This window comes from Pseudomonas sp. B5(2017), assembly GCF_002112825.1.
GTDB classification, from domain to species: Bacteria; Pseudomonadota; Gammaproteobacteria; order Pseudomonadales; family Pseudomonadaceae; genus Aquipseudomonas; species Aquipseudomonas putida_Z.
Window position 1 is genome coordinate 127246 of sequence record NZ_NEIR01000008.1, and the last position, 12607, is coordinate 139852.

Annotated in this window: 12 protein-coding genes; 8 read left to right on the plus strand and 4 right to left on the minus strand. The window is 64.2% G+C overall.

The annotated features are described in order from the left end of the window. Nucleotides 1-65: 65 nt before the first annotated feature. From CAG00_RS14130 to CAG00_RS14140, 3 genes are all read right to left on the minus strand, one after another. Nucleotides 66-893, minus strand: a complete 828-nt coding sequence (locus tag CAG00_RS14130) for a M23 family metallopeptidase (protein WP_085616742.1) — start codon at nucleotides 891-893, stop codon at nucleotides 66-68. 3 nt (nucleotides 894-896) lie between these two features. Beyond that, on the minus strand, nucleotides 897-2276 hold the full coding sequence (gene xseA, locus CAG00_RS14135; protein WP_085664537.1) for an exodeoxyribonuclease VII large subunit: 1380 nt from the start codon (nucleotides 2274-2276) through the stop codon (nucleotides 897-899). Nucleotides 2277-2589: 313 nt separating this feature from the next. Next, complete coding sequence (locus CAG00_RS14140) at nucleotides 2590-3468, minus strand: LysR family transcriptional regulator (RefSeq protein WP_085664538.1); 879 nt, start codon at nucleotides 3466-3468, stop codon at nucleotides 2590-2592. Nucleotides 3469-3565: 97 nt separating this feature from the next. Here CAG00_RS14140 and CAG00_RS14145 point away from each other — a divergent pair, with 97 nt between their 5' ends. The 4 genes from CAG00_RS14145 to guaA all read left to right on the plus strand — a co-directional run bounded on the left by CAG00_RS14145 (nucleotide 3566) and on the right by guaA (nucleotide 8143). Beyond that, nucleotides 3566-4321 carry a sulfite exporter TauE/SafE family protein gene (locus tag CAG00_RS14145; protein ID WP_025337879.1) on the plus strand — a complete coding sequence of 252 codons (756 nt, stop codon included), beginning with the start codon at nucleotides 3566-3568 and terminating at the stop codon, nucleotides 4319-4321. Between the two features lie 52 nt (nucleotides 4322-4373). Further along, nucleotides 4374-4931: a sugar ABC transporter ATPase gene (locus CAG00_RS14150; RefSeq protein WP_075043909.1), complete on the plus strand. Its 558-nt coding sequence runs from the start codon at nucleotides 4374-4376 to the stop codon at nucleotides 4929-4931. An 86-nt stretch (nucleotides 4932-5017) separates the two neighbouring features. Continuing rightward, a complete protein-coding gene (guaB, locus tag CAG00_RS14155) occupies nucleotides 5018-6487 on the plus strand; it encodes an IMP dehydrogenase (protein ID WP_046617114.1) in 1470 nt (489 codons plus the stop codon). A 78-nt stretch (nucleotides 6488-6565) separates the two neighbouring features. Further along, nucleotides 6566-8143 (plus strand): glutamine-hydrolyzing GMP synthase, encoded by a 1578-nt coding sequence (gene guaA, locus CAG00_RS14160; protein WP_013971139.1) that lies wholly within the window; start codon nucleotides 6566-6568, stop codon nucleotides 8141-8143. 59 nt (nucleotides 8144-8202) lie between these two features. On the opposite strand, the gene CAG00_RS14165 is transcribed toward guaA, so the two are convergent. Next, nucleotides 8203-9147 (minus strand): helix-turn-helix transcriptional regulator, encoded by a 945-nt coding sequence (locus CAG00_RS14165; RefSeq protein ID WP_085587553.1) that lies wholly within the window; start codon nucleotides 9145-9147, stop codon nucleotides 8203-8205. A gap of 177 nt (nucleotides 9148-9324) precedes the next feature. Here CAG00_RS14165 and CAG00_RS14170 point away from each other — a divergent pair, with 177 nt between their 5' ends. Genes CAG00_RS14170 through CAG00_RS14185 form a run of 4 tightly spaced genes read left to right on the plus strand, consistent with a single transcriptional unit; the run spans nucleotide 9325 to nucleotide 12595 of the window. Further along, nucleotides 9325-9771, plus strand: coding sequence for a hypothetical protein (locus tag CAG00_RS14170; RefSeq protein WP_085664539.1), 447 nt, complete (start codon nucleotides 9325-9327; stop codon nucleotides 9769-9771). Further along, nucleotides 9768-10433, plus strand: a complete 666-nt coding sequence (locus CAG00_RS14175; protein ID WP_330872945.1) for a hypothetical protein — start codon at nucleotides 9768-9770, stop codon at nucleotides 10431-10433. The genes CAG00_RS14170 and CAG00_RS14175 overlap by 4 nt, the downstream gene beginning before the upstream one ends. After that, nucleotides 10393-11091: a hypothetical protein gene (locus CAG00_RS14180; RefSeq protein WP_085664598.1), complete on the plus strand. Its 699-nt coding sequence runs from the start codon at nucleotides 10393-10395 to the stop codon at nucleotides 11089-11091. The genes CAG00_RS14175 and CAG00_RS14180 overlap by 41 nt, the downstream gene beginning before the upstream one ends. 31 nt (nucleotides 11092-11122) lie before the next feature. Then, nucleotides 11123-12595 carry a M48 family metallopeptidase gene (locus CAG00_RS14185; protein WP_085664540.1) on the plus strand — a complete coding sequence of 491 codons (1473 nt, stop codon included), beginning with the start codon at nucleotides 11123-11125 and terminating at the stop codon, nucleotides 12593-12595. Nucleotides 12596-12607 lie beyond the last annotated feature (12 nt).

A 12607-nucleotide genomic window follows, 5' to 3' on the forward strand; every position in this document is an offset into this window, starting at 1 on the left:
GGTGCAGCGCCATCCCTGTGGGAGCGGGTTTACCCGCGAAAAGGCCGGCACAGGCAGTACCGCTCTCAGGGCTGGAACGCGCCAATGAAAATCGCCGGATCCACCCGCGCATCGTTCAGGCTGACGTTCCAGTGCATGTGCGGCCCGGTAGCCCGCCCGGTCGAGCCCACACGCCCCACCACCTCGCCCCGGCGCAGCTGCTGCCCCACCTGCACATCGATCTTCGACATATGGCAGAACATGCTGATAAAGCCCTGCCCGTGGTCGACGAACACTGTACGGCCATTGAAGAAGTAATCGCCCACCAGGATCACCTTGCCATTGGCCGGGGTCTTGATCGGCGTGCCGGCCGGCACCGCGAAGTCCAGCCCGGCATGCGGGTTGCGTTCTTCGCCATTGAAGAAACGGCGCACGCCGAACTTGCTCGACAGCGGGCCACTGACCGGCTTGTCGAGGATCAGGTTGCTCGGCAGGGTCGGGCTGAAGCTGCGATAGGCCTTGATCTGCTCGGCCAGCTCACGATCGATGCGCTTGAGGTCGGCCGGGTTCGGGTTGACCTGGCGTGTGTTCTTCAGGGTGATGCGCTGCTCGGGGTATTTCTTGCTACCGACCGTGAAGGGCAGGGTACGGCCGTCCTGGCTCAGCACCGCGGTGCCGGGCTTCTGGGTCAGCGGGATGCCAACGATGGCCAGCCAGTTGTCCTGCTCTTTCACCACCAGCACCGGCTTGCCGTCGAAGCGGGCGCTGGGCGCGCTGGCGGCGGGGCCGAGGTCGACCACCGCCACGCCGCCGGGTACCGGCTTGTTCAGCGTGCGGGTGATGTAGCTGGCCTGGGCGCCGCCGGCCAGCAGCAGGAGGGAAAGGGCAAGCAGGGGCGCGAGCAGGCGGGGCATGTGTCAGTCCAGAAGTGAGAGGGTGACCGGGGTCAGGTGGTTGTCTTCGACCCGCACCAACAGCTCGCCTTCGTTCAGGCGGGCGGTCAGGCGCTGGCCATTGCGGGTCTGTTCGGCGTTGCGGATGGCCTGGCCCTGTTCGTCCAGCAGGATGCTGTAGCCGCGGGCGAGGGTGGCCAGCGGGCTGACCACCTGCAGCGTCTGCAACTGGGCCTGGAAGCGCTGGCGGCGGTCCTTGAGCACCTCGCGCATGGCCCGTGGCAGGCGCTCGGCCAGGCTGTCCAGGCGTTGGCCCAGCAGTTTCAGGGTGCGCCCCGGGTGCTGCGCGGCGAGGCGGGTGTCCAGGCGTGCCAGGCGCTCGTGGCGCTGGTTGAGGTTGAGCATGAACGCGCGGCGCAGGCGCATGTCCAGGTCGTCCAGGCGTTGGGCCTGCTGGCGCAGGCGCTCGCCCGGGTGGCGCAGGCGCCGGGTCAGCGACTCCAGGCGCAGGCGGTCGTGGGTCAGGCGGTTCTGCATGCGCAGCAGCAGGCGCCGTTGCAGGCCATCCAGGCGTTGCTGCAGGCCACTGTTGTCGGGGGCCAGCAGCTCGGCGGCAGCAGAGGGTGTGGGCGCGCGCACGTCGGCGACAAAGTCGCTGATCGAGACATCGGTCTCATGGCCCACGGCGCTGACAATCGGCGTGACACAGGCGGCCACGGCCCGCGCCACGGCTTCTTCGTTGAAGCACCACAGGTCTTCCAGCGAGCCGCCGCCCCGGGCCAGGATCAACGCATCGAACCCGAGGCTGTCGGCCAGACGGATGGCACGCACGATCTGTGCAATGGCTTCGCGGCCCTGCACTGCGGTGGGGATCAGGTTCAGCTCCACCTGCGGGGCGCGGCGACCGAAGACACTGATGATGTCGCGGATCACTGCACCGGTGGGCGAGGTAATGATGCCGATGCGCTGCGGGTGGGCTGGCAGCGGCTGCTTGCGTTCGGCGCTGAACAGCCCCTCGGCACCGAGCTTTTCCTTCAGTGCTTCGAAGGCCAGGCGCAAGGCGCCATCACCGGCCGGCTCGACGGTGTCGAGAATCAGCTGGTAGTCGCCACGCCCTTCGAACAGCGAAACCTTGCCGCGTACCCGCACCGCCAGGCCGTCGCGCAGGGCCTGGCGCACCCGCGTGGCGTTCTGCCGGAACAGCGCGCAACGCACCTGTGCGCCGCTGTCCTTGAGGGTGAAGTACATGTGGCCGGACGCCGGGCGGGCGAGGTTGGAAATCTCGCCTTCCACCCACACGCTGCGGAACACGTCTTCCAGCAGCACGCGGGCGCGGCCGTTGAGTTGGCTGACGGTAAGGACCTCGCGGTCCAGGCCGAGTCGTTCGAAAGGGTCTCTGATCATGGCGGGCATCATAAAGGACATCGGCCCCGGTTGTCTGTCCCGGCCCTATCGCCGGCAAGCCGGCTCCCACAGGTTTCGCGCTGGCTTGGGCCTCATGCTGTCCCTGTGGGAGCCGGCCCAGCCCTTTGGGCTGCGCTGTCGCGTAGATAACTGAAAGTGCAAGCAGTCCGCATACCCTGTGGGAGCGGCTTTAGCCGCGAAGAATCCAACGCGGTGCATGCCACCGGCTGCGCCGGTGTTCGCGGCTAAAGCCGCTCCCACAGGGCACCTGCTAATTCAATGAGTTACGTGCAGTTCTATGGGGGCAGGCCCTTCAGGCCTGCATCGCCGTCACGAACTGGCGCACCATCGAACCTGCATCACGCCTGCAAGCCATCGCCACAGAACTCTCACACCCTCCTTCCAGCACCACGAAGCTGACTGAGGCTGGCGCAATCTCGCGCATGCACGCCGGCAGCAATGCCACCCCAAACCCCGCCTGAATCAGCTGCAACTGGGTGGTCTTGCGCGACAGCACCTGCGCCGCGCGCGGGAAAAAGCCTGCCTCCATGCACATCGAGGCCGACAGGTAGCTCAGCCCGCCACGGTCCCGGTGCGGAATGGAAATGAAGCGCTCCTCCCGCAGTTGTTCCAGTTTCACCTGTGGCGCGCTGGCCAAGGGATGCCCGGCGGCGACCGCCAGCAGCAGGGGTTCGCTGAACAGTTCATGCAGCACCACCCCTTCATGCTGGCGCAGCACCGGCAAGCGCAGCAGGCCGATATCCAACCGCCCGGCAGCGATATCCTCCAGTTGCGCCTCCGACGACTGCTGGGCAATTTCCAGCGAAACCCCTGGGTTGTCGCGCAAGTAGCCGCCCAGGCGAGCCAGCAACGGGCCGGTCAGCGGTACGGTACTGGAGTGGTTCAGGCGCAGGCTACCCTGCAACCCTTCGCCAATATCGCGGGTAACCCTCTCGGCCTGCGCCAGGTCGGCCAGCAAGCGCCGCGCCCGTTCCAGGAAGGCCTGGCCAGCCAGTGTCAGGCGTGGCAGGCGTGCGGTGCGCTCGAACAGCGGCGTGCCCAGTTGCTGCTCCAGTTCCTTGATCTGCCGGCTCAGCGCCGACTGGGCGATGTACAGCCGCTCGGCGGCAGCGCTGAAGCTGCCGCATTCGGCGATTTCCACGAAGTAACGCAATTGGCGGATCGACGTCATGTCATGCCTTTTCGAGATGAGTGTGGCGACAAAGGCATATTAGTCGGCATGGCTCATGGCTGGCTAACCTTTGCCTGTCTTCCCAGGAACTGCTGCCATGCTCGCCCAACTGTCGTTTTCCGGCCTTGACTGGCTGCCCATCCTGCTTGGTGTTGGCGCTGCCTACATCGTCTTCGGCATCGCCGGTTTCGGCACCGCGCTGGTGGCCGGCCCAGTGCTGATCCACTTCATGCCGCTGTCGCGGATCATCCCGCTGCTGGTGCTGCTGGACTTCGTCGCCGCCTTCGGCAACCTGTTGCCCTCGCGCCGCGATGTCGTACGCGGCGAACTGCTGCGGCTGCTGCCGTTCATGGCCATTGGCTGCACGCTGGGCGTGGTATTCCTGCTACAGCTGAAGTCCGACCTGTTGCTGCTGCTGATGGGCCTGTTCGTCACGGCCTATGCCCTGTACGGGCTGGCGGTGAAGGTGCGGCCGGCCAGTTTGTCGGGTTTCTGGGCAATGCCGATGGGCACGGCAGGCGGGCTGTTCGGTGCCTTGTTCGGCAGCGGCGGCTTCCTTTATGCCCTGTACCTGAGCGCGCGGCTGGAGGTGAAGGAACAGGTGCGCGCTACCCAGAGCGCGCTGATCAGTTGCAGTACGGTGGTGCGCCTGACACTGTTCCTGATCGCAGGCGTCTATGCCGACCAGAACCTGCTGCTGCTCGCCGCCTGCCTGTTGCCGGTCATGCTCGTCGGCCTCTGGGTAGGGCGCAGGCTCACCCACCGGCTGTCCCGCGAAGCTTTCGTGCGCCTGGTCACCTGGCTGGTGCTGGCCAGCGGCCTGGCGCTGATCGGTCGCTACCTGAGCGCCTGAGCAGGCGGTAGAATTGCGCCAATACCGCAGTTTTTTCAGGCTTGTCCCGTTCATGAACACCCAGAGCATCATCGTTCCCAAGCTGTCTACCGTCCCGGTGCACGAAGCCCGGGCCCGCGCCATCCTGCGCTGGCTGGTGCGCGAGAAAGTCGTCGAGGAACAGCTGACCACCTGTGGCCGCACCGGCAACCGCATGGGCCATGCCCTGGCCGAAGGTGCCCGCAAAGTGGCCCTGCACCCGCAGAAACTGCCCTTCGGCGAGCAGGTCAACGGCCTGGAGGTGATGCTCAAGCGCTGCATCTATACCCCTACCGAAGGTTTCCTCGAAGAGGCCGGTTGCCCCGAGTGCCGGCGCGAGGTGGGTGAGCCGCTGTTCGAAAGCCTGGAAGAATGGATGCCGGCGGTGAGCGACAACTTCACCTGCCCGTTGTGCGGCTTCGAAGATGACATCAATGGCTTCATTTACCTGCAGCCATGTGCCTTTTCCAACCTGGGGTTCATCTTCAACAACTGGGGCGAGGCCGGGTTCACCCAGGCCTTTCTCGACAGCTTCGCCGACTGGCTCGACCAGCCGGTGACCGTGGTACAGGTAAAACTGCCACAAGGCTGACCGAAGGCCCTTATTTTGCATTGAGCGGCGCGCCGTGCATGAGTATAATGGCGCGCTTCCATTTTTCCCGCCCGGGAGCCCCCGCGATGCTGCGTATCAGCCAAGAAGCCCTGACCTTCGACGATATCCTCCTTGTACCTGGCTATTCCGAGGTACTGCCCAATGAAGTCAGTCTCAAGACCCGTTTGACCCGCGGCATCGAGCTGAACATTCCGCTGGTTTCCGCCGCCATGGATACCGTGACCGAAGCGCGCCTGGCCATTGCCATGGCCCAGGAAGGCGGCATCGGCATCATCCACAAGAACATGACCATCGAACAGCAGGCCAGCGAAGTCCGCAAGGTCAAGAAGTTCGAGGCTGGCGTGGTCAAGGACCCGATCACCATCGACGCCGACGCCACCGTGCGCGACCTGTTCGACCTGACCCGCCTGAACAACATCTCCGGCGTTCCGGTGCTGGCGAACGGCGACCTGGTCGGCATCGTCACCTCCCGTGACGTGCGCTTCGAAAGCCGCCTGGACGCCAAGGTCCGCGAGGTGATGACCCCGAAAGAGCGTCTGGTCACCGTCCGCGAAGGCGCCGACAAGAACGAAGTCCGCGAGCTGCTGCACAAGCACCGCCTGGAAAAAGTCCTGATCGTTGACGACAAGTTCAACCTCAAGGGCATGATGACCGTCAAGGACATCGAAAAGGCCAAGGCCTACCCGCTGGCCAGCAAGGACGACCAGGGTCGCCTGCGCGTCGGCGCCGCGGTCGGTACCGGCAAGGACACCGGCGAGCGCGTTGCCGCCCTGGTGGCTGCTGGCGTTGACGTGGTGGTGGTCGACACCGCCCACGGTCACTCCAAAGGTGTGATCGACCGCGTTCGCTGGGTCAAGGAAACCTACCCGCAAGTGCAGGTGATCGGCGGCAACATCGCCACCGGCGCTGCCGCCAAGGCTCTGGCCGAGGCTGGCGCTGACGCGGTCAAGGTCGGTATCGGCCCGGGCTCGATCTGCACCACCCGTATCGTTGCCGGCGTCGGCGTGCCGCAAATCAGCGCCATCGCCAACGTTGCCGCTGCACTGGAAGGCACTGGCGTGCCACTGATCGCCGACGGCGGCATCCGCTTCTCGGGTGACCTGTCCAAGGCCATCGTCGCCGGTGCTTCCTGCGTGATGATGGGTTCGATGTTCGCCGGTACCGAAGAGGCTCCGGGTGAAGTCGAACTGTTCCAGGGCCGTTCCTACAAGGCCTACCGCGGCATGGGCTCGCTGGGTGCCATGGCACAGGCGCAAGGCTCGTCCGACCGCTACTTCCAGGACTCCTCGGCCGGCGCCGAGAAGCTGGTACCGGAAGGCATCGAAGGCCGTGTTCCCTACAAGGGTGCCCTGGCCGCGATCATCCACCAGCTGATGGGCGGCCTGCGTTCGTCCATGGGCTACACCGGCAGCGCAACCATCGAAGAGATGCGCACCAAGCCGGAATTCGTGCGCATCACCGGTGCCGGCATGGCCGAGTCCCACGTGCATGACGTGCAGATCACCAAAGAAGCCCCTAACTACCGCGTAGGCTGAGGCTTCAAGCAATACAAGCATGCGGGGCTGTCATGACAGCCCCGCGTCGTTTCCGATTTCCACTGACGAGATTGAGTCATGGCCCTCGACATTCACGCTCACCGCATCCTGATCCTCGATTTCGGTTCCCAGTACACCCAGCTGATCGCCCGCCGCGTGCGCGAAATCGGCGTGTACTGCGAGCTGCATCCGTTCGACATGGACGATGAAGCGATCCGCGAATTCAACCCGCGCGGCATCATCCTCGCCGGCGGCCCCGAGTCGGTCCACGAAGCCAACAGCCCGCGCGCCCCGCAGGCGGTGTTCGACCTGAACGTACCCGTGCTGGGCATCTGCTACGGCATGCAGACCATGGCCGAGCAGATGGGCGGCAAGGTCGAAGGTTCCGACCTGCGTGAATTCGGTTATGCCCGCGTGGACGTGGTCGGCAAGAGCCGCCTGCTCGACGGCATCGAAGACCACATCGACGCCGACGGCGTACTGGGCCTGGACGTGTGGATGAGCCACGGCGACAAGGTCACCCAGATGCCGGGCAACTTCCACGTGCTGGCCAGCACCCCGAGCTGCCCGATCGCCGGCATGTTCGACGACGCGCGCGGCTACTACGGCGTGCAGTTCCACCCGGAAGTGACCCACACCAAGCAGGGCGGTCGCATCCTGTCCCGCTTCGTGCAGGACATCTGCGGCTGTGAAGCCCTGTGGACTCCGTCCAACATCGTCGAAGACGCCATTGCCCAGGTGCGTGAGCAGGTTGGTTCGGCCAACGTCCTGCTTGGCCTGTCCGGCGGCGTCGACAGCTCCGTTGTTGCCGCACTGCTGCACCGCGCCATTGGCGACCAGCTGACTTGCGTATTCGTCGACAACGGCCTGCTGCGCCTGCACGAAGGCGACCAGGTGATGGCCATGTTCAAGGAGAACATGGGCGTCAAGGTCATCCGCGCCGACGCTGAAAAGCAGTTCCTCGACAACCTGGCCGGCGAAGCCGACCCGGAGAAGAAGCGCAAGATCATTGGCCGCACCTTCATCGACGTGTTCGATGCCGAAGCCAGCAAGCTGGAAAACATCCAGTTCCTCGCCCAGGGCACCATCTACCCGGACGTGATCGAATCGGCTGGCGCCAAGAGCGGCAAGGCCCACGTGATCAAGTCGCACCACAACGTCGGTGGCCTGCCTGAGGAAATGAACCTCAAGCTGGTCGAGCCGCTGCGTGAACTGTTCAAGGACGAAGTGCGCAAGATCGGCCTGGAGCTGGGCCTGCCGTACGACATGGTCTACCGCCACCCGTTCCCGGGCCCGGGCCTGGGCGTGCGTATCCTCGGTGAAGTGAAGAAGGAATACGCCGACATCCTGCGTCGCGCCGACCACATCTTCATCGAAGAGCTGCGCAAGGCCGACTGGTACCACAAGACCAGCCAGGCATTCGTGGTGTTCCAGCCGGTCAAGTCGGTTGGCGTCGTTGGCGACGGCCGTCGCTACGCCTGGGTCGTGGCCCTGCGTGCCGTCGAGACCGTGGACTTCATGACCGCGCGCTGGGCACACCTGCCGTACGAGCTGCTGGAAACCGTCAGCGGCCGTATCATCAACGAAATCGACGGTATCTCGCGCGTTACCTACGACGTGTCGAGCAAGCCGCCAGCGACCATCGAGTGGGAATGATCCCGCCTCGCGGTTAATGAAACGGGCCTGCATTGCAGGCCCGTTTTTTTTGCCAAACCCTACTCGGCCCCGGGAGAATGCCCGAAATACGCCTTGTAGGCATGGCAGAAATTGGCAGGGTTGGCGTAGCCGACATGGTATGCAACCTGCGATACCTGCCATCGACGCTCCAGCAGAAGGGCGCGGGCCAGTTCCATTCTTTGTTGCCGAACGTATTGCAGGAGCGACCGGCCGTATTCGTGGCTGAACGCGCGGCGCATGGTGGTTTCGCTCACCCCCAATTGGCGAGCGAGGGCTGCAGCAGTGGGCGGGGCGTTCAGGTTTTCGTCGAGCTGGCGGCGCGTTTCAACGGCCAGATCGCGGCGCCCCCGGTCCTGAATCTTCTCGGCAGACCTGTGCCCGATCAGGTGGCTGGCCAGCTCCAGCACGATGGCCAGGCTCAGGCTCTCGCAATGCAGGCGCCTGAGCCCGCCGGTGTAGGGCGACAGATAGAGCTGCTGGAACAGGCGGCTTACCGCTGGGCACTGCGGCAACTGGTCGAAGCGCATGCCATCGGCGACCAGCGCCAGCAGAGGCTTCAGCTGCGCGTCGTCACGGGCCAGCTCGTGCAGGTAATCGCCAGCAATACGTACCCCGGCCATACGGGCGTGACTGTTGGCGGGCAATTGGTCCTGCGCCTCCAGGCTTTCACCAAGGCCCAGCATGTGCAATTGGCCAGAGGCATAACTGTTGAGCCTTCCGTCCACCGTGTGCTGCCACGCCCCGTCGAACACCTGCACGATGCACAGGCTTTGCGGCAGCACTTTGTCGATCTTCAGCGGCTCCGGAAATTGCAGGTTGCAATCGAAGTACTGCAACCCGTCGTGTACCGTCTGCGCCCGATAGTGGCCGGACGCGCTGCCCATCACCCGCGCGCTGTTCGCGTCCAGCACACCGGCCTCGGCGAGTGAGCCGGGGCTATCGAATGAAAAGTCGGTGTCGAGGTAGGGGCTGATCGATCGCATGTGCGCTAGGCATCCTTGGCTGAGGGCGGCATGGCCGGAAATGGTAACGCGTGCACATTTTCAGCGACAGCCATTGTGCGCACGGCGCTGTCTGTTGTGCGAACCGGTCAGCGGGGTTGGCTATTCGGACCAGGCTTATTTCAATGGGCGTTTGTTCCGATTCAGGATGGAAAAGACATGCTCGCTTATCGCAAATGGACTGCCCTTCTGGTGGCTGCGCTCAGCCTGTGGCTGGGCCAGGTTCACGCTGAAGAACGGCCGGAAGTGGCTGACCAGGTAATTGCCTACACGGGGACGCAAGGTGCCAAGGTGTGGACGCTGCGCATCGGTGCACGCGCCGCCAACGAAGCGCTGGTACAAATCGAGGGCGTCGATCACGACTGGAACATGCGCATCCAGAAAATGCAGGTGGAGAAAACCAGCAGGGATACCCGTTACTCCACCACCGTGGATGGCAAGAAATACGTTGTGCTGATCATCCAGGGCAACTGGGGCGGCGAACTGTATCTGCCGGGTGAGGCTCAGGCAATGCAGGTCGGCTATTCGGAAGGGCTGTCGCATCAGGGCAATGCCCAGGCATTCCTTACCGATTACCTGGCAGCACAGAACACGGAGGCGCAATGACCATGGGCGAGTTCAACGACCCGCTGTCCGAACTGTCTGGCTCGCTCGGCCAGGACTATGAGCAAAGCCGTGCCGCCCAGCGCGACCGAGTGATCGCTGAGCTCAAGCAAGTGATCGAGCGCGTGCCCGAGCAGAGCGAGTTCACCAACTCCCGGCGTTACCGGGTCTGGGGGCCAATATTGTTGCTGGGTTCCCTGATCATCACGGCCGTGACATTCAACCCTGAGCGCTTGGGGGCGGTTGCAGCCGGTGTCTTCATCACCTTGATTGCAGCAGCGGTGACCTGGCAACACCGTAATGCCGGTACCCAGGTATTCATGCGCTTGACCCGCCGGCAATTGTTTGTCGATACGCTGGATGCACCGGTAGACCTGGCGGAAGTAGAAGACGTTTCGGTCAAGGATGAAGGGCTGGTCATGGTGCAGACGCTGGAAATGAGCAGCGAAGCCGCCCTGCCGAAGCATCATGTGGTGAAACTGCAGTTCTTCGGTAACCAGGCCATGGTGTTGAAGAAACCGCGACCGCAGATCCGCATCATGTCCGCAGGCCTGGCCAGCAACGGACGCAAGCTGGGGAACGAGGAAGTGCTCGCGCTGCTGGCGGCCTACCGCGATGCGGCACATGCGCAACGGCAACTGGATCTGTTGCAGACCGATGGATAACGGCGAACGCGAAGCCCACCTCGCGTACCTGCAGGAGCAGGCTGATGGCCCCACCGACAGCTTCGTACTGCTGGAGCGCTCGCTCGGCAAGGCGCTGGCCTGTGCTGTGATTGGCCTGCTGTTCGGCGCACTGGGAATATGGCTGACCGCTCTGGCGGTGCAGTTCAGTCCCGGTGCCAGCAGCGGTGTCATCTGGCTGATGTCTGGTTTCGGCCTCGGCCTGGCCGGCGTCGGGGTGGCGGGGCTAGCCTGCGCCATCGTGCTATACCGCCGGCACGGCAAGCGGGTGCTGAGCGTAACGCCAGATACCCTGTGCTTCGCCAACGCGCAGGCGCCGACCCCACTGCATTCCTTCGACGGCTTCGAGGTCGAGCAGGGTTACTTCACTACCCGGCTGATCTTTACCGTGTCGGCGTTCAGCCATGCACCAGCGCTGGCACCGGCCTGTTTCAGGGCGCTGGCCTCGCCTGACGCGGTGGTCGTCGCGGGTGGCTTGCGCGTCAGGTTGTGGTTGTGCACGCCCGTCGTGGCCGGGCGCCGCCTAGGTCTGCAGGAACTGGTGGATCTGCTTTATGCCTATGTGCAAGCGGCCCAGGCCAGGCGCACGTTGGCGCAGTTGTTTCCGGGCGTGGCGCGTCTGGGTGATGCGGCCAGATGAGCCTGATCGTGACCATTGGCGCTATGGGGCAATGAGGCGCTTCGGTTGGGGCCTGATCCTGTTGCTGCTGCCACTGGTGCTGTTCGGCTGGGGTAAAGTGCAGTACTGGCGGGCTGACACGGCGCAGGATCAGGCCCGGACCATACGGCAATGGCTGGCTGCCCCCAGTGAGACGTTGCTACGGCAATTGCCATGGGAAGCCCGCAAGCAGCTTGCCAGGCATGTCGATCCACGACAGGCCCTGCAGCGCCATCTGGACCTGCTCGATGCGGATCGCCACTGGGTAAGCGTACGCAAGGTGATGGCCAGTGTGAGCTGCTGGCTGGCGGTGGCCGCTTTGCTGGCAGGCCTCTGGGCCTGGCTCAAGCTGAAGTTGGACGCCTGGCGGGCGCTGCGTTCTGCGGCCTACCTGCATGAGCGCATGATGGCCAGCTGGCAGGGCCTGGGCTGTTGCTTGAGCATTTACATGATCATGCTTGCCGGTTCGCTTTGCCTGTCGTTGCTCTACGAGGCCAGTTCCGGAGCGAGCCGCGCAGCGCAGGGCGGCATGACGGTGCTGATCGTGGTGCTGCCGCTGGCCTCTGTTCTGGTTGTGTGTGTTCGCCAGGTCTGGCGAATGCGTCGGCTGTGGCCGCTGATGCAGTCTCCGACCGCCAGTTTTCTAGCCCGCCCGCTCGGCAGGCAGGCGACCCCAGCGGTGTGGCAGTGGATCGAGACCTTGGCAGCGCAACTGCACGCGCCGGCCCCGGACCATATCGTGGTCGGGCTTGACCAAGGGTTTTTCGTCACCAGCGTTCCGATCCTGCTGCAGCCCGACGGGCAGGTCCTCAGGGGGCGCACATTGTATCTGCCTCTACCTTGCCTGGCCGCCTTGAGCCAGGCCGAGGCGGCCTCGATCATCGGTCACGAACTGGGCCATTTCAGGCGCCGTGATACGGAGCGGGGCAGCGAAACCAGTGCGCGTTTCAGCCTGATGTGCGCGCATTATTCGGCCATGGTCGGCGACGAGGATGCTCCGCGCTGGGTGGTTCGGCCCACCTTGTGGCTGGCCGGGCAGTTCTTGCACCATTTCCAGCTTGCGGTTCATCACTGGGGGCGTGCACAGGAATTGCTGGCTGATCGGGCAGGTGCCGAGGTCGCTGGCCCGAAGCTGTTCGTACAGGCGCTGTTACGGGTGATTGCCCTGGGGCAGGTGATCGACGGCTTGTTGGTCGCACACGGTGGCAGCAACCTTTTGCAGGCGCTGGCGGCGCACCTGCAAGGCACGCCGTTGCAACTGGGCGAGGAAGTGCTGGGGCTGGCCACTACCCATCCGTTCGATACGCACCCCGACCTCGCCACGCGCCTGAACAACCTGGACATCCTGCTCGACCCGCAATTGCTGCAGGCCGCCTTGCGCGTGCCGTCCGCTGATGACCAGCAGTGGTTCAATGACCTTTGTCTGGCTCCAGGCAGCACTTGCGATAGCAAGACTGCGGGCAGCATCCAAAGAGACTTCACTTAATATTTCCCATTT